This window comes from Corynebacterium faecium (assembly GCF_027257105.1).
GTDB classification, from domain to species: domain Bacteria; phylum Actinomycetota; class Actinomycetes; order Mycobacteriales; family Mycobacteriaceae; genus Corynebacterium; species Corynebacterium lehmanniae.
This window is the reverse complement of sequence record NZ_JAPYJX010000004.1, coordinates 64,198-82,132: the sequence shown is the minus strand read 5'-3', so window position 1 is coordinate 82,132 and position 17,935 is coordinate 64,198. Positions and strand designations below refer to the sequence as shown.

The window sequence follows — 17,935 nt, the reverse complement described above, 5'->3', positions numbered from 1 at the left end:
CTAGATCTCCTCATTCGTTGCGGCTGGTTCGAGCTCATGCTTTTCGACGCCATCCTGCTCCCCGACGCCACGGGTTTCCGCACGCCGTGCTTCTGCAGTCTTGAACGCCTTGCCCATGCCGTTGACGGACGGCTTGGACCAGAACTTGCTGCGCGACGCGATGATTAGCAGCGGCGCGGTGACAAGGAAGGTCACAACCAGGTCGAAGACGGTGGTCAGACCCATGGTGAAGGCGAAGCCCTTCACGTCGCCGACAGCCAGGAAGTAGATGATGACCGCGGCGATCAATGTGACCATGTTGCCGGTGACGACCGTGTCCTTCGCGCGCTGCCAACCGGATGCGGAGGCGGAGCGGAACGTCTTGCCCTTGCGCACCTCATCCTTAATGCGCTCGTAGATGACGATGAACGAGTCGGCGGTTGCGCCGATGCCGATGACAAGGCCGGCGATGCCGGACAGGTCCAGCGAGTAGCCGATCCAGCGGCCCAGCAGCACCAGCGTGCCGTAGACGAGCGCGCCTGAGGCAACCAGCGAGGCCAGCGAAATCAGGCCGTAGAGGCGGTAGTAGGCGAAGACAAACAGTGCGACCAGGATCAGGCCCACCAGGCCGGCGTAGAGGCCGGCCTTCAGGGACGCCTGGCCCAGTGACGGCGGCACGGAAAGCGCGGTGCCGCCGGGCTCTCCGTTCTCGCCAGCAAACGACAGCGGCAGCGCGCCGTAGCGCAGGTTGTTTGCCAAGCCCTCAGCTTCCTCCTGAGTGAAGTTGCCCGTGATAGAGGTAGCGGAGCCCACCGGGGTGGGGCCCTGGATCACCGGAGCGGAGATCACCTGGGAGTCCAGGGTGATGGCGATCTGCTTCTGCAGCATCTCGCTGGTCAGGTGCGCCCACGTCTCGGAGCCGTTGGGCTCGCCCGCCTGGCTGAAGGCGAAGCTGATTTCCATTTGGCTGGACTGCGGGTTGAAGCCGCCGGTGATCGCGCGGTTGGTGTCGATCTGCTCGCCGGTCAGGCGCGGTCCGTCTGGATCGGTGACACCGTCGAGCAAGGGAACCTCGTCGAGAAGCAGCGCCTGGCCCGAAGTCGGGTCACAGGAAACGAGCGGAAGGTCCGCCTTGTCGGAACCGGCGAGCGGGTCGGTGATCTGGCCCATGCAGCGCGCGGACATGAGCGTCAGGGCCGCGAACTGCTCCGTCGGATCAGTGGACTGGCGGGTGCGGCGCAGCATGTCCGTCGTTTCCTGGCGGCGCTCCGCCGCCTCCACCGGGCCGTCCGGCTCCGGCAGCGGCTCGGCGCTCAGCTGCGGGACGTCCTTCGGCGCGGCAGGCTCTTCCTCTTCCTTCGGCGCGGCGTCCTTGCCCTCGCCGTTTGGATCCTGCGGATTTTCGGCAGCCTTTTCGTTCTCCTTCTCCGCCGCCTCCTTGCGGGCCGCGATCTGGGTGAGCACTGCCTGGCCCTCTTGCGGGGTGAAAATGCCGTACTCGACCCACTCGTTGGTCATGTCCAGGATGACATCGTCGACCTTTGTGCTGTCCGCCGCCGGCGGGTCGAGCACCGGACGGAAGAACAGCTGGGAAGTCTGGCCGATGTTGCGGATCTCAGCGGTGTCGTCGCCGGCTGCCTCGATGACAATCGTGTTGCCGTCCACGACCACGGACGCGCCGGAGACACCCATGCCGTTGACACGGTTTTCAAGGATCTTGCGGGCGTCCTGCAACTGCTCGTTGGTCGGTTCCTCGCCCTGCGGGACAAGGGTCACGCGCGTGCCGCCCTGCAGGTCGATGCCGAGCTTCGGCTCAGCGGATTTGCTTCCGGTGAAAAAGACTAGGGCGTAGACGCCGATGACAATGAGGGCGAAAAGCGCGAGTAGCCGGGCAGGCCAGCGCTTCTTCCCCTTCACTTCGCGGGACCGCCGAGTGCTGTTGGACACTGAGCTGACTCCTCTGCTTTCCGAGCTCCAATTTTTCTCCTCCACCTGCCCCAAAACACCCATGAAGCGGTATGAGTGAACAGCGTGCCGGTGAAGACACAACGGAACATGCTACGGCATAGCCCCGCAAAACCAGCAGTCCGGTCCGTGTCAGCCTTAATAGAGCGACATTTGGCCCGGTGCGTCCGGCGGCGCCTGCAGCCCCAGGTGCTCCCACGCCGCCGCCGTGGCCACCCGCCCACGACCGGTGCGCGACATCAGGCCGGCGCGCACGAGGTAGGGCTCGCACACCTCTTCAATAGTGCCCGGCTCCTCACCGACCGCGATGGCGAGCGTGCCCACTCCCACCGGTCCCCCGCCGTGACCGCGGATCAGCGCGTCCAGCACCGCCCTATCCAGCCGGTCAAGGCCGAGCTCGTCCACGTCGAACACGCTCAGCGCCGAGCGCGCGGCACCAAGGTCGACATGGCCGTCGCCGTGCACATCCGCGAAATCGCGCACGCGCCGCAGCAGACGGTTAGCGATGCGCGGGGTGCCGCGGGAGCGCGAGGCAATCTCCACCGCGGCATCGGTGTCTATGCCGACCCCCAAGATTTGCGCGGCGCGGCTGACCACCTTGGTCAGGTCCTCCACGTCGTAGAACTCCATTTGCGCGGTAAAGCCGAAGCGGTCACGCAACGGACCGGTGAGCATGCCGGCGCGAGTGGTGGCGCCGACGAGGGTAAACGGCGGGATCTCCAGCGGGATCGACGTCGCACCGGGGCCTTTGCCGACGATGACGTCGATGCGGAAATCCTCCATCGCCATGTAGAGCATTTCCTCAGCCGGGCGGGCGATGCGGTGGATTTCGTCGATGAAAAGCACGTCGCCTTCCATCAGATTGGACAGCATTGCCGCGAGGTCACCCGCGCGCTCGAGGGCCGGGCCAGATGTCATCCGCAGGGAGGTGCCCAGCTCTTGCGCGACGATCATGGCCATGGTCGTCTTGCCCAGGCCGGGCGGGCCGGACAGCAGAATGTGGTCCGGGGTCACACCGCGGCTTCGCGCGCCCGCGAGCACGAGGTTGAGCTGCTCGCGCACCTTCGGCTGGCCGATAAATTCGTTGATCGACTTTGGGCGCAGCGAACGCTCAATGTCGTGCTCGTCTGCTTGCGCATGCGCGTCTACTGGCGACGGCGGCTTCGCCGCGAACCCGTCCGGCAGTTCAAACTCTGTCTTCTCCACGTCGGACACGGCTGCCTCCCTACTTCTTGCCCAGCTGGCTCAGCGCCTGGCGCAGCAACGCGGACGCGTCTTCGTCCGGGTTCTCCTGCACCAGCGCATCCACCACCGGCCTTGCCGATCGCTCCTGGAAGCCCAGCCCGACGAGAGCCTCGACCACCTGCTCGGAGACCAGCGAAGTGCCCTTTGCGGCAGTGGCGGGTCCGCCGGCAGCTGCAGCGTCGCCCGCCGGCACGAAAGCCTCCACCTTGTCCTTGAGCTCTAGGGCAATGCGCTCCGCCATCTTCTTGCCCACACCGGGGATGGATTGAATCGCCTTCACGTCCCCGGACGCGATATGGGAGGACAACTCCCCCGGTTCGAAGACAGAAAGGGCGGCAAGTGCGAGCTTGGGGCCCAGCCCGGAGACGGTCTGCAGCTTGTGGAACATCTCGCGGGTGTCCGTGTCACCGAAGCCGTAGAGGGTCACGCCGTCGTCCTTGACCACCATGGACGTCATCACCCGGCATGTCTCGCCCCGGGTGAGACGTCCGAGCGTCTGGGGTGCGGCCAAGAAGCGGTAGCCCACGCCGGAGCACTCGATCACTGCGTGGTCGAGCCCGATGGTGAGCACTTCGCCGTTGAGAGAATCAATCATTGGTTCGCCGCTTTCATGGTCAACTGGTTGGTTCGTGCGATCAAGGGGGCGCGCCAGCAATGACACACCGCGATGGCCAGCGCGTCTGCCGCATCCGCGGGTTTCGGCGCCTCGGACAGTCCGAGAATGCGGGTGATCATCGCAGTCATCTGCTTCTTGTCCGCCCTGCCGTTGCCGGAGATGGCTTTCTTTACCTCGGACGGGGTGTACATGTGCACCGGGATCCCGCGCTCCGCGGCGGCGAGCACCATCACGCCCACAGCGTGGGCGGTGTGCATGACCGTGGAGACGTTCCCCCGCTCGAAAATGCGCTCCATGGCGATGACGTCTGGCTGGTAGTCGTCGATCCACTCGCCTACGGCGCGGGAGAGGCGCAAAAGACGCTCCGCGAGTTCCGCGGTAGACGGGGTGCGCACGACGCCGACGGCGACGGGGATGATTTGGCGGCCACGTCCCGCTTGCACCACGGAAAGACCGCACCGCGTCAAGCCAGGGTCGATGCCCATGACCCGCAGACCCTCCAGCGACATTGCCTCTCCTTTCCGCACATGTGACACATATGTTCTACCACAGTAGACACAGCAAACGCCCGCGCCACAGTCAGCGGCACGGGCGTTTACGCGAATCGGATCTAGTCCTCGAGCTGCGCGGCCACTTCGTCGGAGATGCTCATGTTGGTGTAGACATTTTGCACATCGTCGGAGTCTTCGAGGGCGTCGATGATGCGCATCATCTTCTTCGCGCTCTCAGCGTCAACCTCGACCTCAACGTCGGCACGGAACTCCTGCCCGGCGTCTTCGATCTCAATGCCCTCGCCGCCGAGCGCCTCGCGCACCGCCGGCAGGTCGGTCGGCTTGCAGGTGATCTCGAATTCATCGCCGAGGTCGTTGACTTCCTCAGCTCCGGCGTCGAGCACCGCCATGAGCACGTCGTCCTCGCTGAGCTCACCCTTCTGGATGGTCACCACACCAGTGCGCTCGAACATGTAGCCGACAGAACCGGACTCGCCCAGGTTGCCGCCGTTCTTGGTCATAGCGGTGCGCACCTCGGTGGCCGCGCGGTTGCGGTTGTCCGTCAGGCACTCGATGAGCACGGCGACGCCGTTGACGCCGTACCCCTCGTACATCACGGTCTCCCAGTTCGCGCCGCCGGCTTCCTCACCGGAGCCGCGCTTGCGGGCGCGCTCGATGTTGTCGCCCGGCACCGAGGCCTTCTTGGCCTTGCGGATCATGTCGTCCAAGGTGGGGTTCGCGGCCGGGTCGCCGCCGCCGGTTCGTGCTGCGACCTCGATGTCCTTAATCATCTTCGCCCACAACTTCGACCGCTTCGCGTCGTTTGCGGCCTTCTTGTGCTTCGTGGTTGCCCACTTTGAGTGGCCCGACATAACGCACCCCTTTTCCTCGGTTGACGTGTAACAGACGGTATTATACGCACCGCCTCAATCAAGCTCTTACCGGTCACCTCGCGCAAACTGTGGCAATGCCGCCGTGCCTCCGAGGCGGAAGATGCTTACCGACGGCCGAAGGCGCAGCGCACGCGTATCCGCCACAGCGTCGTCGTAGAACCGCGTCGCCAGCTCAACCCGGATGTCCGCGTCACTGAGCGCGCCCGGCGCCTCCTTGCCTGCGATCCGCTCGGCCACCTGGGCCGAGAGTTGCTCCTCCTGCGTAAGACGTGTGTGTATGTCCTGCGGTGTCATCCTGACGTGCTCCGCATCTTCCGCGGCGGAACGAAGCTCGGGGTAAATGGCAGCGATGACAGCGCAGCGCCGGTCCAGCGCCGCCTGCAAGGCGTCGCGCGAACGGTCGAGCCGGATGTGCAGCCGGTTGAGCCGCTGCGCCGTGTTGTAGGCCCACGCAGCCAGCAGCGTCACCACCACCGCCACGGCGATCCACACCAAAGTCATAGCCATCCTTCCACCCCGACCTTCTCCCCGATCGACACAGCCTCGTACACCGCCAGCACCTGACGTGCCACAACGGACCAGTCGAAGTCTTCGGCCCGCCTCACGCCGCGGGTGGCGAGGTCGGCGCGGAGCGGGGCGTCGTCGATAAGCAACTGCAACTGCTGCGCGAGCGCCGACGCATCGCCGGGAGGAAACAACACCCCCGAACCCTCGCCGCAGACCGCGGCGAACGCCGGAATGTCGCTGGCCACGACGGCGCAGCCGGCGGCCATCGCCTCCACGAGCACGATCCCGAAGGATTCACCGCCGAGGTTCGGCGCGACGAATATGTCCGTGCGACCGAGGATCTCCGCCTTCTCCGCCTCGGAGACCAGGCCCGTAAATTCGACGCCCTCGACCTCGCGGGGCGCGCCAGCTCCAATAACCGTGACCCGGGGCTTTTGCGGAAGCTGGTCCACAGCCTGCAAAAACACCTCCAGGCCCTTGCGGGGCTCGTCCAATCGCCCCAGGAAGACCACTTCTGGCCTTGCCTGGTTTCCCGAAACGCGCCGCGCCGCCGCAAACCGGGCGGTGTCCACGCCGTTGGGGATGATCACGGGGTCGGTGCCCACCTGCTGCGACTGCCAGCGCCACGCCTCCTCGCTGACCGCAATACCGGCTCGGATCTTTTCCAGACTGCCGCGCAGCGCGGGCAACGCAAGTTTGAGTGCGTACGAGGAATCCGCCGAGGCGTGGTACGTGGCCACGATCGGGCCGGTGGCCATGCGCAGCGCGGCCATGGAGTAGCTCGGCGAGTTCGGCTCATGCACGTGCAGGATGTCGAAGTTTCCGCGCTCGACGAACTGGCGCGTGGTGCGGCGCACCTGAGGGCCGAAGGACAGCCGCGCGACCGAGCCGTTGTAGCGCACCGGCACGGCGATACCGCCGCGGGTCACCCACTCCGGAAGGTCGACGCTGTCGGAGGCCGGTCCGAGTACCTCGGTGTGGTGGCCCATTGTGCGCAGCTGGGCGGCAAGGTCAAGCACGTGGGCTTGAACGCCGCCCGGCACGTTGAAGGAATACGGGCACACCAGACCAATCCGCACCTCGGCTACCTCCTCCGTTTGGGATGCTCGCGCGACCGCCGCTCCAGCTCCCTGCGACGGCTCGGCTGCGGCCTGTCTGAGGGCCATAACGGCTGCAGCATATGCCAGTCCGTCGGATGGGCGGCGATGTTTTCTGCAAACTGGTCGGCCACCCGCTGCGCCGTGTCCTCGAGCGTTGCCGCCTCCACCGGGGCGGAGATACTGAAGCCCCAGCCGGGATTGCGCCACGTGCCCGTGAACCAGGAGTGGGCCACAAGCAGCGTCGCGCCGGTGTCCTGCGCCAGCTTGGCCGGGCCCGCCGGAAAAGTCGTTTCCTCGCCGAAGAACGTCACCGGCACCCCGTGGCGCGAGAAGTCCCGCTCCCCCAGCAGGCACACGATCCCGCCGTCTAACAGCACTTCCTTCAGCCGCTCGAACGGGGGCTGCTCGCCCCCTGTCAGCGGCACCACCTCGAAGCCGAGCGACTCCCGGAACTTAACGAAGGCGTCAAACAGCGCTTCGGGCTCGAGCCGTTCGGCGACGGTGGTGAACCCTCCATAGTTTTCAGCCAGCCACGTTCCCGCCATGTCCCAGTTGCCGGTGTGCGGCAGCGTGAGCACAACGCCTTTGCCTCGCGCCACGGCGGCGTCGAGGTGCTCGCGGCCGGACACCCCGGCAGAAAGCGCAGCGTTCAACCCCGGGTCGCCCACCATTCGCGGCAGGCGGAAGGCCTCCAGCCAGTAGCGCGCGTAGGAGCGCATGGCGTCGCGCACCAACTCCCGGGTGACATCCTCCGGCCCCACCACGCGGGTGAGGTTGCGCCGCAGCATCTCCATGCCCGCGCCGTCGCCAGAGGCCCGGTCAGCGGCCCACTGCGCGGCCCGCGCGGTCAGTCGCTGCGGAAGCGCGCCGACGATTATCCAGCCGGCGATGTAGCCCGCGGCGACAATTCGCTCCCGCACGGAAGCCATTTACGCTCCCGCCGGCGGCGCAATCTTCGCGTCCGCCCCCTTGTCGCGCCCGGCGAGCATCAGCCGCTGAACGACGGTGATCACAGAGCCGACCAACAAAATCCACAGCGACACCACCACGGCGTTCGGCAAACCGAAGCCCTCCAGCGCAAGGCCGCCGAGTCCCAGGATCAGCCGTTCCGGGCGTTCAATCAGCCCGCCGACGATCTTGAGCCCGCCGGCCTCTCCGCGGGCCTTGATGTAGCTGATGGTCTGCGAAAGCACGATGACCGCTAGGCACACCGCCACGTTCACCGGCGCCGCGTCCGCGACGTAGATCAGCCACATCGCGATCGCGCCGAACAGCGCGCCGTCGGTAAGCCTGTCGCAACTCGCGTCCAGCGTCGCACCAAACGCGGTGCCCCCGCCGCACAGCCTGGCCATCGTGCCGTCGACCATGTCGAAGGCGGCGAAGAACAGGCTGAGCACCGCCGCCCACACCAGGTGTCCGGTGGGGATGAGCACCATCGCGGTGAGCATCGTCAGCGCGGTGCCCGCTACGGTTGTCGAGTTCGGCGTCAGGCCGATCTTCAGCAGCCCTTTGGCCACCGGTTCGACCACGACTGCTGCGGGTTTGCGTCCGTGCACGCTAAGCATCGCATTCACCTGATTCCGTCTCGTGGACTTCGCGCCAGCCGTCCGCTAGCAGCGCCCGCGTTTCCTGCAGCAGCTGCGGCAGCACCTTCGTGCCGCCGATGACGGTCATAAAATTCGCGTCGCCCGCCCAGCGCGGCACCACGTGCAGGTGCAGGTGGTCGCCCACCGACCCGCCCGAGGCCTTGCCCAGGTTGAGCCCGACGTTGATCGCCTCCGGCTTAGACACTCGCTTGAGTGTTTTCACCGCATGCTTCGCAAACGCCATCAGCTCGGCTGTCTCCGCGTCGGTGAGCGCTTCAAGCTCGGCGACCTTGCGGTACGGCACCACCATCAGGTGGCCGGCGTTGTACGGGTACAGGTTGCACACCGCGTACACCGTCTCCCCGCGCGCGACGATCAATCCGTCCTCGTCGCTCATCTCCGGGATGTCGAGGAAGGGATCGCCTGTGCTTCTCGACGATCCTTCGGCCTCCCCCGTCTCCTCCCCCGCCGGCATCTGGGTGATGTAGCTGGAGCGGTACGGCGCCCACAGACGGGCAAGACGGTCCGGGTCGCCCACGCCGGTATCGACGTAGGTCTCCCCGTTAGTTGCCGGCTGCAACGGTGTCCTCGCTCGGTTGGTCGTTGCGCTTGGCGGTGATCCAGTCCGTGATCAGCTCGACCGCGCGATCGACCGGCACGCCGTTGATCTGGCTGCCGTCGAGGAAGCGGAAGCTCACCGCGTTCGCCTCCACGTCGCGCTCGCCGGCGAGGAGCATGAACGGCACCTTGGAGGTGGTGTGGGTGCGGATCTTCTTCTGCATGCGGTCGTCCGAGTGGTCCACCTCGGCGCGGATGCCGCGCTCGCGCAGAGCACCGATGACACCGTCGAGGTGGTCCGCAAACGCGTCGGCCACCGGAATGCCCACCACCTGGTGCGGCGCCAGCCAGGCCGGGAAAGCGCCGGCGTAGTGCTCGAGCAGCACGCCGAAGAATCGCTCGATGGAGCCGAAGAGTGCGCGGTGGATCATCACCGGGCGCTTCTTCGAGCCGTCCGAGGCGGTGTACGTCAGGTCGAAGCGCTCGGGCAGGTTGAAGTCCAGCTGCACCGTGGACATCTGCCAGGTGCGGCCGATGGCGTCGCGCGCCTGCACGGAAATCTTCGGGCCGTAGAACGCGGCGCCCGCCGGGTCCGGAACGAGCTCCAGGCCGGACTTCTTCGCCACGGATTCCAGGATGCTGGTGGAGCGCTCCCAGATCTCGTCGTCGCCGATGTACTTGTTCGGGTCCTTGGTGGAAAGCTCCAGGTAGAAGTCGTCCAGTCCGTAGTCCTGCAGCAGGGAGATGATGAACTCCAGCACGCTGGTCAGCTCTTCTTCGAGCTGCTCCTCGGTGCAGTAAATGTGGGCGTCGTCCTGCGTGAAGCCGCGGGCGCGGGTCAGGCCGTGGACCACACCGGACTTCTCGTAGCGGTAGACGGTGCCGAACTCGAACAGGCGCAGCGGCAGCTCGCGGTAAGAACGCCCGCGCGAGTCGAAGATGAGGTTGTGCATCGGGCAGTTCATCGGCTTGGTGTAGTAGTCCACCGGCTGCTTGGTCACGTTGCCGTCTTCGTCGACCTCGCCATCGAGCTTCATCGGCGGGAACATGCCGTCGGCGTACCAGTCCAGGTGGCCCGACTTCTTAAACAGGTCGCCCTTGGTCACGTGGGGGGTGTTGACAAAGGAGTAGCCGGCGGCGACGTGGCGCTCGCGCGAGTGCTGCTCCATGGTCATGCGCACGATGCCGCCGTCCGGGTGGAACACCGGCAGGCCGGAACCGACCTCGTCCGGGAAGGAGAACAGGTCCAGCTCGTTGCCCAGGCGGCGGTGGTCGCGCTTTTCCGCCTCCTCGAGCATGGTCATGTACTCTTCGAGCTTTTCCTTGGACTCCCAAGCGGTGCCGTAGACGCGCTGCAGGCCGGCGTTGTTCTGGTCGCCGCGCCAATAGGCGGCGGACGAGCGGGTCAGCGCGAACGCCGGGATGTACTTCGTGGTGGGCACGTGCGGGCCGCGGCACAGGTCGTGCCACTCCACCTCGTTCGTACGCGGGTTGACGTTGTCGTAGTGCGTCAGCTCTCCGGCGCCGACCTCGGTGGCCTCGTCGGAGTCAGGGTCGACGTTGCCCTTGTCGTTAATCAGCTCGAGCTTGTACGGCTCGTCCTTGAGGTCCTCCGCGGCCTCCTCCGCGGAGGCGTAGACGCCGCGGACGAACTTCTGGCCCTGCTTGATGATCTTCTTCATCCGCTTTTCCAGCGTCTTCAGATCCTCGGGCGTGAACGGCTCCGCAACATCGAAGTCGTAGTAGAAGCCGTCGTTGATGGCCGGACCGATGCCCAGCTTGGTGCCGGGAAACTCGGCCTGCACGGCCTGGGCGAGCACGTGGGCGCAGGAGTGGCGGATCACGGAGCGGCCGAGCTCAGTGTTTGCCGGCACCGGTGTGAACGTCGCGGTGGCCTCGGGGACGTGCGAGAGGTCTTTCAGCTCGCCCGCTTCGTCCTGGACGCACACGACGGCGTCCTCCCCTTTGTTCGGCAGGTTCAGCTCCCGCATGGCGGCGCCGACGGCGGTGCCGGCGGGAACCTCGAACGGTGCGAACTCGACTGCTGCTTCGGTAGACATATCTGTCGTGCGCTCCTTTGCGCGTCACTGGGCTGCGTCATACCTGGACGCCGCCCATCTTCTACGTTCTCTCCCGACGGCGCAGATGGCGCGCCGGACGCCAGGGATTCTACCCCCGGGCGCCAGAAAGTACTGTTTCGCCCCAGTACGCGTCGCCACTTGCCTCACCACCGGGCTTACGTGTGCCCGGCGGGATCCAGTACACCGCTGACCCGATGTGCGTGGTCCATTCGTTGAGGCGGTCCACCTCCAAAAGCCGTTGCAGCACAGGAGTGAACTGGACATCCGGGTCCTTTTGGTAGGCCAAGAAGACCAGGCCCGCGTCAGACAGCTCGCCGGGCGCCGGCGGCAGCGAGTAGTTGTACGGCCTGCGCAAAAACTTCTGCTCCGGGTGGTCCGCGGGCGGCATGGCGCGCGCTATGTGGGAGTTCTTGTCGATCACGGGCAGCCCGTACTCGTCCAGCGCCTCCATGTCCGGCGCATCAAACTCGTCCTCGCCGGTCAGCGGGGCGCCGTCGGAAAGCTTTCGCCCCACCGCCACCTCGCGTGAGGTGCGGTCCAGCCGCTCCCAATCGTCGAGGTCCATTGCGATGCGGCGCACCACCAGCGACGACGAGCCGTCGTCCGCGAAGACCTGCTCGGCGTAGTCCTCGTCCGAGCGCGGGTTGACGGTGCCGTCCACCTGGCCGAAGAGGTTGCGCGGCGTCTGGCCTTTGGGGATGGAGCCGAACGCGTTCACAAACCCCTGCTGCAGCCAGGCGGTCTCCACGTAATCCATGCCGGCGCGCGTCATGTGGCGCAGCGCCCAGGCGCTCATCACAGGGTCGTCGGAGCAGATCTGCAGCACAAGGTCGGTCTGGCCCCACTCCGGCCGCAGCTCTTCGCGCGGCATCGCGGGGATGTCGTGCAGCCACACCGGCTTTTGATCCGGCGCCGCAATATCGAAAACGCGCTCACCGAACCCGCAGGTGATGGTGAGGTTGGCGGGCCACTTCACCATCTCCGGCTCCAGGCTGGACAGCGGGTTGCGGCCGGCGGTCAGCTCGCGGGCGTCTTCGGTCCACAGGCGCATCAGCCTGACGACGCCAGCAGCGTCCACCCCGTCCTTGAGGTTGAACCCGGCCAGGTTGAGCGACGCCTGCGTCGGCGTCTGGATGCCAGCCTGGTGGGCACCGTCGAAGGCGACGGACGCCTCCGTCAACGGTTCAGTGTTCGGCTCGGAGTTGCTCGGCTCGTTATCGCACGCCGCCAGCAGCATGCCTGTCGACGCCACCCCGGCCACACCAGCCGTCCCCGCCAAAAACCCCCGCCGGCTCACACCCGGCATGACGCATCCTCCTCTAGTGCTTGTGTTCAGCGTGGTCGGCATGCTCGGCGTGGTCGGCGTGCTCGCCGAGGTCGCCGTAGCTTTCGTCGCCAGACAGCATGGTGCGCACGGCAACATCGGACACGGTCGCGGTCGCGCCGCCTTCCAGCAGCAGGGTCACATCGATGGTGTCGCCTGCCTCGATGGCCGGCGCGTAGCCCATCACCATGAAGTGGTCGCCGCCCGGTGCCAGCTCGTGGGTGCCGCCCGCGGGGATGTCGAAACCGCCGTCCTTTTGACGCATCATCCCGTCGACAACCTCGTGGATCTGGTAGTCCGCCTCGCCGAGCGAGGTGGTGAATCCCACCACAGTGATGTCTTTGTCAGTGTTGTTGTGCAGGGTGCCGAAGATAGAGGTCATGTCGCTGCCATCTGCGGCATCCTTCGCGGCTTTAGCCCGGACAGCTCCGCTTTCCAACGTGACCGCGTTACCCGTCAGGTCCGCGGCCGGGGCAGTGCTCGCGGAATTGCCGGTGGGATCCTCCGAGGCAGCTTCGTCGCTGCAGCCGGCAAGCACCAGAGCGGCCGCCGCGGTGAGGGCGGCAATTCGCTTGTTCACGGGCATCGCCTACTTCTGCGTATCCGGGTCGGCTTCGGAGATTCGGCGGCTCTTGGCCAGCGCACCGAAGCCGGCACCGGCGACGACCAGCACGCCCGCCAGCGCGAGCAGCACCTTCATGGTGGTGCTCATGCCGTCTGCCGCGTCAACGACCGGATCCTTGCTCGCGTCCGCGGTCGCCTCGCCAGACGGGTTGAAGCTGAACGAGGTCATCCCCTTCGTCGAGTGACCGTCGGAGGACACGATCTGGTAGCCGACCTTGTAGTCGCCCGCCTGCGCATCCAGGTCTGCCGGAAGGTCGAGGGTGACAAACCGGCCGTCGATCTCTGGCTCGCCCGAGTAGACAACCTCGGACTGCCCGTTGACCTCGCGGGAAAGCGCCACAGTGTTGAAGCCGTCCTGGATCTCCCCGGAAAACTCGAGCGTCACAGCATCGGGGAACTCGCTGACCACACTTTTGTCCTCAGGGTCCGAGCCAATCACGGAATCGTGTGCGAAAGCCGGAGCTGCCGCAACCAACGTCGCAGTGGCCGCTGCGGCAGCGACCGCGCCACCTCGTGTGAATGCTGCCGGGATGAGCATGGTGCCTCCTCAAATAGAACCAACGCGCCGACTGGCGCTAAGAGCACTAGTCGTATCCAGATCCACGTTAGTTCCCGTCACACCCGCCCCAAAACTATGAACCGGGCAACCCAACCCAAACGACGATATCGGCGATTACCGTCGAGGCCGAGACGCGACCTGGGCTTTTCCACGGGCCGGACCCGCAAATGCCGATATCGTCGTTTAGTGGGCAAACGCAAAGCGCCCCAGGCTGTTTCCAACCTGGGGCTTTCTCTGTGGTCCTAGCTGGGATCGAACCAGCGACCTTTCCGGTGTGAACGGAACGCTCTTCCACTGAGCCATAGGACCGAACGAGGAATGAGATTACACGCCGCACCCGAAAGTACCGAATCGGCTGGTCATTGGCGGTAACAGGGATTGCCGACAGCGGGGGCGTCGACAAGCGAATGCACCGCGGGCCAAATTGCACCAACGTAATTCACGCTTATCCCCCTCAAAATGGCCGTGACATGGCGATTTGTAACAGCGGGCGGTATGCGGATAAGGTTTGTTCTCGCGTTCAACGCGGACAGCGCGGAACGCATGCGGATGTAGCGCAGTTGGTAGCGCATCACCTTGCCAAGGTGAGGGTCGCGAGTTCGAGTCTCGTCATCCGCTCCAGTTCCCCAGAGGAACATGGGCGCGATTAGCTCAGCGGTAGAGCACTACCTCGACACGGTAGGGGTCACTGGTTCGATCCCAGTATCGCGCACAGAGGGTTTACGCCCTCGTCAACTGAATAGCAATGCGGATGTAGCGCAGTTGGTAGCGCATCACCTTGCCAAGGTGAGGGTCGCGAGTTCGAGTCTCGTCATCCGCTCCAAGTACTTCGGGGTTTAAAGCCGAATACTTCGGAGGTAACTCCACGGTGGATTGGTCGAGTGGTTAGGCAACGGTCTGCAAAACCGTGTACACGGGTTCGATTCCCGTATCCACCTCCAAGCTGCAATAGCCTTGCGCGATTAGCTCAGCGGTAGAGCACTACCTCGACACGGTAGGGGTCACTGGTTCGATCCCAGTATCGCGCACAGAGGGTTTACGCCCTCGTCAACTGAATAGCAATGCGGATGTAGCGCAGTTGGTAGCGCATCACCTTGCCAAGGTGAGGGTCGCGAGTTCGAGTCTCGTCATCCGCTCCATTTCAACAAAAAGGGGTCCACCCTCTCGGTGGGCCCCTTTTTGCTATTCGCGCTCCCCTGCCTCCAAGCGTTGCAGATACAGCCGGGCAACGGTGAAACCCAGCGGCTCGTCCAGCGGCGACGAGTACGTGCGCTGCCCGAAGTCGCGCGCAAGCTGGCGGCGGGCGGCATCCACAATGGCGCCAACGAGCCCGGAGGACACCTGCATCGGGTTCTTCGGCGCGAACGCCACTTCTTCCGGCACTCCCCGATCCACCGCGAGCTTGCGGAAGATGTACTTGTCGTGGCCACTATCATCGGGCTGCACCAGCGACGGGTGGATGCGCTGTGCGAGCTCAACCGCCGCGTGGGTCTGCCAGATCTGGACGTGCCGCTCGGGATCCTCCAAGAGCCGCTCGTAGAAGTCCGGCACAAAACGTTCGCGCTTGAAGTTCTTAGCGACGTTTGCCCGCAGCGCCGCATCCCACGCGTCAACGAGGCTCTCCCCCGCCGCGGGAGCCACCGTGTGCCCGCCCATGAACAGCGCGTCGGCCCCGGCTCCGGAAAGCAGTACGCCTTCGGCGCCGTGGTCGTGCGAAGCGCCGTCGATAGCCTTCAACACGGCACCCGCCGAGATCTCCCACGGCTCCGGGAACTCGAGAGCCCGCACGACCCGCGCGAGAAGCCGCTCGAAGTCTTCGTCGGTGGGGCGAACAATCACGTGCTCGAGGCCGCATTGCTTTGCGACGGCTGCCGCCCTCCCCACTTCCTGGTCCTCCGTGTGCTGGCTGTAGGTCACGGCCAACGTGCCCGGCGCGACCTCGGCCACGTAGGTGGCCAGCAGGATGGAATCGATGCCGCCGGAGAGTTGGAGCACGGGCCGCCCCGCGTTGCGGGCGACGGCGGCGGTGACGCGTGCGCGGAGGTAGTGGTCGATGGCGGCGGCCGCTTCGCCGGCGTCGGCGATGTCGTAGGGGCCTTTCGTCAGTTCCCGTTCGTCTGCAACGTATTCGAGCGCTGCCCCGGTGATGTCGTGCATAGCTACGTTGTCCTTTCGCGGTAGCCGTCGGAAAGCTGCGTACCGGTGCGTCGTTGCTCGCCGGAGGCGCTGTCTAGGAACGGTGCCAGCTGATAGTTGGTGTTCCTCATCCGCTCGATTTCACGCTCCAGCTCCGTGATTCGCCCTTGGAGCTCGGCCGTCTTGCGGGGACGCCGTAGCCAGAATTTCTGGGCCTTCGTGCGGACCTCCTCCGGCGCTTCGCGGCCTTCGCGCACCCGGAATACGGTGTTGCGCACTAGGAGGAAGAAACCCACCATGATGAACGCCATCATGCCGATCAATCCGATGCGTTCGAAAGTGGAGATGCTGTCGATGCCCAGCACGCTGATGTTGGTGATCAACAAGCCCATCAGTGCAGCGAACAGCGACAGCACTTCCACGGATTTCCACACCAGCTGGTTCGACTCTGACTCGAGCTGGCGAGACAGTGCCTGTACTTTCTCGTCCACGGAAGCTACCTGCCGCTCGACGGCACTGCGGATGGCTGTCTGCACCTGCCACTCGGTGGAGACAAGCAGACGGTAGTTCTTGTACTCCTCGTGGCGGGCAAGCTGCTGCGGGTCCAGCACACGAATTGCCATATCCAGAGATTCCACGGCGCGCCGGTAACAGTAATTCTGGTCTTCCAGCAGCGTCGGGTCGGCGCTGAGGGTTTGTTCCAGTTCAAGCGTGTGGGTCGCGGTCGGCCCCTTCTCAAAATCCCACTGCGTTGCCGCGGCGATCCTGCGGTAGGCCTCCCCCATCCGGTAGTACGCATTGCCGTCCTTGGGGTCCGACTTGACCAGGGATTCAGCCAGAATCAGCATCTCCACCCCGTAGAAGCGGAACGGAAACAGCCACAGGCCGTGCAGCAGGAGGTGGCGAAGCTTGACCGGCACACGGTCCAGGTGCCGCGAGAGGTTTGTCGGACTTTCCGGGTCTAGGCCGATGGAGGAAAAGAGCTCGGACGGGACAATCCGCTTGCCGGCGCTGAGTTGCGCGAACGTGAGGTAGATGCCGTTGAGGTCGTACGGACCGACCTGCAGTGGAGCGTCGTCTGCGCGGCTGAGCACTTCAAAAATGCCGTCGTAGTTGAAGTCGAACCGGTACAGCTGCAGCTCAATCAGCGCAGTTGCCAAATACAGCAGGCGCGGTTGCTCCACACTGCCGTGTCGACGTACGCGCTGCGGCTCGTGCGCCCCAAGTCCCCGCTCCCGGGCTTGCCAACAAACGTCGGTGACCATGTTCAAAAACGGCTCGAACCAGACCATCTCAGTTGCTCTGTCCGCAGTCGACGCGAACGCGGCCTGCGCGGATGCCGCGAGGTTGTCTTTCCAGTGGCTTGTATCCGAGCGGTCGAACAGGAGCGAATAGAACTCGGATGCCTCCGAGTCCGCAATCCAGCCATTCCGTGCAGCGACGGCTGCCGCGTCGAGGTCAAAATGGTTTCCGGTAGGTTGCACAACATCCCCTTCAACAGACTGGAAGCAAGTGTAATGAACGAGCGACCTCAATCCCTTGATCCGGAACTTCTCATCGGTCCGGTTAAGCCGCCCGGAACGCGAGAGACTCGCCTTATGGGCATTGCGGCGCTGACCGGAGCTGCCACAAGCAAGGGAACTTCTTCCGGCTTGGGCAACGACACCGATTTCGCGCTGCTGAACGCACTGCGCATCTGGTCAGATGCGGTGCTCGTCGGTGCCGAGACCGCGCGCAAAGAGAACTACTTCGGCGTGCGTACCACCGCACAGCAGCGCGAGGCTCGGCGCGGACGGGGACAAGCGGAAGTTCCCCCGATTGTCGTGGTGACCAAGAGCCTGAAGTTCGACACTGCAACGCAGCTGTTTACGGACACACGTACGCCGCCGTTGTTCGCGGTGCCCGAAGACGTCCTGGGCGATACGGAGGTGTCTGAACACGCGCGGGAGATCGAGCAGGCGGGTGGCGTGATTGTGCCCGTGGAGGGCGAAGACGTCTCCGCAGTCGTTGCCGCACTGCACGCACGGGGGTTGGCCCGCATCGTCTGCGAGGGCGGCCCCAGCTTAAACACCCAACTCATCGGTGCCAGCGAAGTAGATGTATTCCACTACACCGTCAGCCCGCGCGCGGTGCAGCCGTCTGAACTACGCCTATTCGGTGAAGCAGACACACCTTCAGACCACGCTTTCATCCTCGAGGCGGCGCACACCACAAGCGACTCGATGCTCTTCCTGCGCTACCGGAGCGTGCGCGAAGGGTAGCCGCACCGTG

17 protein-coding genes and 7 tRNA genes are annotated in these 17,935 nt (G+C 65.0%); 7 read left to right on the top strand and 17 right to left on the bottom strand.

Features of this window, described 5'->3' with window-relative positions; translation table 11 throughout:
• The 15 genes from secD to O5O53_RS05285 form a co-directional block, all read right to left on the bottom strand.
• Positions 1 to 1,926 carry a protein translocase subunit SecD gene (gene secD, locus O5O53_RS05355; protein WP_239306389.1) on the bottom strand — a complete coding sequence of 642 codons (1,926 nt, stop codon included), beginning with the start codon at positions 1,924 to 1,926 and terminating at the stop codon, positions 1 to 3.
• Between the two features lie 156 nt (positions 1,927 to 2,082).
• Positions 2,083 to 3,159 carry a Holliday junction branch migration DNA helicase RuvB gene (gene ruvB, locus O5O53_RS05350; RefSeq protein ID WP_181888534.1) on the bottom strand — a complete coding sequence of 359 codons (1,077 nt, stop codon included), beginning with the start codon at positions 3,157 to 3,159 and terminating at the stop codon, positions 2,083 to 2,085.
• Positions 3,160 to 3,169: 10 nt separating this feature from the next.
• Entirely contained in the window at positions 3,170 to 3,784 is a 615-nt protein-coding gene (gene ruvA, locus O5O53_RS05345) for a Holliday junction branch migration protein RuvA (RefSeq protein ID WP_181888535.1), read from the bottom strand.
• Positions 3,781 to 4,314 carry a crossover junction endodeoxyribonuclease RuvC gene (ruvC, locus tag O5O53_RS05340; protein ID WP_181888536.1) on the bottom strand — a complete coding sequence of 178 codons (534 nt, stop codon included), beginning with the start codon at positions 4,312 to 4,314 and terminating at the stop codon, positions 3,781 to 3,783. The genes ruvA and ruvC overlap by 4 nt, the downstream gene beginning before the upstream one ends.
• Before the next feature lie 101 nt (positions 4,315 to 4,415).
• A complete protein-coding gene (locus tag O5O53_RS05335; protein ID WP_181888537.1) occupies positions 4,416 to 5,168 on the bottom strand; it encodes a YebC/PmpR family DNA-binding transcriptional regulator in 753 nt (250 codons plus the stop codon).
• A gap of 66 nt (positions 5,169 to 5,234) precedes the next feature.
• Positions 5,235 to 5,690, bottom strand: coding sequence for a hypothetical protein (locus O5O53_RS05330; protein WP_181888538.1), 456 nt, complete (start codon positions 5,688 to 5,690; stop codon positions 5,235 to 5,237).
• Positions 5,687 to 6,775 (bottom strand): glycosyltransferase family 4 protein, encoded by a 1,089-nt coding sequence (locus tag O5O53_RS05325; RefSeq protein ID WP_269510032.1) that lies wholly within the window; start codon positions 6,773 to 6,775, stop codon positions 5,687 to 5,689. Before O5O53_RS05325 ends, O5O53_RS05330 begins: the two co-directional genes overlap by 4 nt.
• 5 nt (positions 6,776 to 6,780) lie before the next feature.
• Complete coding sequence (locus O5O53_RS05320; protein WP_269509633.1) at positions 6,781 to 7,725, bottom strand: phosphatidylinositol mannoside acyltransferase; 945 nt, start codon at positions 7,723 to 7,725, stop codon at positions 6,781 to 6,783.
• Positions 7,726 to 8,361, bottom strand: coding sequence for a phosphatidylinositol phosphate synthase (gene pgsA / locus O5O53_RS05315; protein ID WP_269509631.1), 636 nt, complete (start codon positions 8,359 to 8,361; stop codon positions 7,726 to 7,728).
• Complete coding sequence (locus tag O5O53_RS05310) at positions 8,354 to 8,962, bottom strand: ATP adenylyltransferase (RefSeq protein ID WP_269509629.1); 609 nt, start codon at positions 8,960 to 8,962, stop codon at positions 8,354 to 8,356. Before O5O53_RS05310 ends, pgsA begins: the two co-directional genes overlap by 8 nt.
• The gene (gene thrS, locus O5O53_RS05305; protein ID WP_239306383.1) at positions 8,946 to 11,000 is read right to left on the bottom strand and encodes a threonine--tRNA ligase; all 2,055 of its coding nucleotides are present in this window, start codon (positions 10,998 to 11,000) and stop codon (positions 8,946 to 8,948) included. Before thrS ends, O5O53_RS05310 begins: the two co-directional genes overlap by 17 nt.
• 109 nt (positions 11,001 to 11,109) lie before the next feature.
• Positions 11,110 to 12,327, bottom strand: a complete 1,218-nt coding sequence (locus tag O5O53_RS05300; RefSeq protein WP_269509627.1) for a Dyp-type peroxidase — start codon at positions 12,325 to 12,327, stop codon at positions 11,110 to 11,112.
• A gap of 13 nt (positions 12,328 to 12,340) precedes the next feature.
• On the bottom strand, positions 12,341 to 12,925 hold the full coding sequence (locus O5O53_RS05295; RefSeq protein WP_269509625.1) for a copper chaperone PCu(A)C: 585 nt from the start codon (positions 12,923 to 12,925) through the stop codon (positions 12,341 to 12,343).
• A gap of 9 nt (positions 12,926 to 12,934) precedes the next feature.
• Positions 12,935 to 13,507 carry a copper resistance CopC family protein gene (locus tag O5O53_RS05290; protein ID WP_181888544.1) on the bottom strand — a complete coding sequence of 191 codons (573 nt, stop codon included), beginning with the start codon at positions 13,505 to 13,507 and terminating at the stop codon, positions 12,935 to 12,937.
• A 258-nt stretch (positions 13,508 to 13,765) separates the two neighbouring features.
• Positions 13,766 to 13,837 (bottom strand) — tRNA-Val (locus O5O53_RS05285).
• Positions 13,838 to 14,073: 236 nt separating this feature from the next.
• Between O5O53_RS05285 and O5O53_RS05280 the strand changes: the two genes are divergently transcribed.
• The 6 genes from O5O53_RS05280 (at position 14,074) to O5O53_RS05255 (ending at position 14,667) form a co-directional block, all read left to right on the top strand.
• A tRNA-Gly gene (locus O5O53_RS05280) sits at positions 14,074 to 14,149 on the top strand.
• Between the two features lie 19 nt (positions 14,150 to 14,168).
• Positions 14,169 to 14,240, top strand: a tRNA-Val gene (locus O5O53_RS05275).
• A 35-nt stretch (positions 14,241 to 14,275) separates the two neighbouring features.
• A tRNA-Gly gene (locus tag O5O53_RS05270) sits at positions 14,276 to 14,351 on the top strand.
• Positions 14,352 to 14,395: 44 nt separating this feature from the next.
• Positions 14,396 to 14,469: transfer RNA gene (locus O5O53_RS05265), tRNA-Cys, on the top strand.
• A gap of 15 nt (positions 14,470 to 14,484) precedes the next feature.
• A tRNA-Val gene (locus O5O53_RS05260) sits at positions 14,485 to 14,556 on the top strand.
• Positions 14,557 to 14,591: 35 nt separating this feature from the next.
• Positions 14,592 to 14,667: transfer RNA gene (locus O5O53_RS05255), tRNA-Gly, on the top strand.
• Positions 14,668 to 14,710: 43 nt separating this feature from the next.
• Here O5O53_RS05255 and O5O53_RS05250 read toward each other — a convergent pair.
• Positions 14,711 to 15,685 (bottom strand): asparagine synthase C-terminal domain-containing protein, encoded by a 975-nt coding sequence (locus tag O5O53_RS05250; RefSeq protein WP_239306930.1) that lies wholly within the window; start codon positions 15,683 to 15,685, stop codon positions 14,711 to 14,713.
• A 2-nt stretch (positions 15,686 to 15,687) separates the two neighbouring features.
• Complete coding sequence (locus O5O53_RS05245; RefSeq protein ID WP_239306931.1) at positions 15,688 to 17,148, bottom strand: hypothetical protein; 1,461 nt, start codon at positions 17,146 to 17,148, stop codon at positions 15,688 to 15,690.
• Here O5O53_RS05245 and O5O53_RS05240 point away from each other — a divergent pair.
• Positions 17,128 to 17,925 (top strand): pyrimidine reductase family protein, encoded by a 798-nt coding sequence (locus tag O5O53_RS05240; RefSeq protein WP_367616720.1) that lies wholly within the window; start codon positions 17,128 to 17,130, stop codon positions 17,923 to 17,925. The genes O5O53_RS05245 and O5O53_RS05240 overlap by 21 nt on opposite strands.
• The last annotated feature ends 10 nt before the right edge of the window (positions 17,926 to 17,935 follow it).

Excerpts from the sequence above, each read along its gene's own strand:
- thrS (WP_239306383.1), bottom strand. The coding sequence starts at position 11,000 with ATGTCTACCGAAGCAGCAGTCGAGTTCGCACCGTTCGAGGTTCCCGCC.
- O5O53_RS05320 (WP_269509633.1), bottom strand. The coding sequence starts at position 7,725 with ATGGCTTCCGTGCGGGAGCGAATTGTCGCCGCGGGCTACATCGCCGGC.
- ruvA (WP_181888535.1), bottom strand. The coding sequence starts at position 3,784 with ATGATTGATTCTCTCAACGGCGAAGTGCTCACCATCGGGCTCGACCAC.
- ruvC (WP_181888536.1), bottom strand. The coding sequence starts at position 4,314 with ATGTCGCTGGAGGGTCTGCGGGTCATGGGCATCGACCCTGGCTTGACG.
- O5O53_RS05330 (WP_181888538.1), bottom strand. The coding sequence starts at position 5,690 with ATGACTTTGGTGTGGATCGCCGTGGCGGTGGTGGTGACGCTGCTGGCT.
- O5O53_RS05300 (WP_269509627.1), bottom strand. The coding sequence starts at position 12,327 with ATGCCGGGTGTGAGCCGGCGGGGGTTTTTGGCGGGGACGGCTGGTGTG.
- O5O53_RS05240 (WP_367616720.1), top strand. The coding sequence starts at position 17,128 with ATGGTTTCCGGTAGGTTGCACAACATCCCCTTCAACAGACTGGAAGCA.
- O5O53_RS05290 (WP_181888544.1), bottom strand. The coding sequence starts at position 13,507 with ATGCTCATCCCGGCAGCATTCACACGAGGTGGCGCGGTCGCTGCCGCA.
- pgsA (WP_269509631.1), bottom strand. The coding sequence starts at position 8,361 with ATGCTTAGCGTGCACGGACGCAAACCCGCAGCAGTCGTGGTCGAACCG.
- O5O53_RS05335 (WP_181888537.1), bottom strand. The coding sequence starts at position 5,168 with ATGTCGGGCCACTCAAAGTGGGCAACCACGAAGCACAAGAAGGCCGCA.
- O5O53_RS05250 (WP_239306930.1), bottom strand. The coding sequence starts at position 15,685 with ATGCACGACATCACCGGGGCAGCGCTCGAATACGTTGCAGACGAACGG.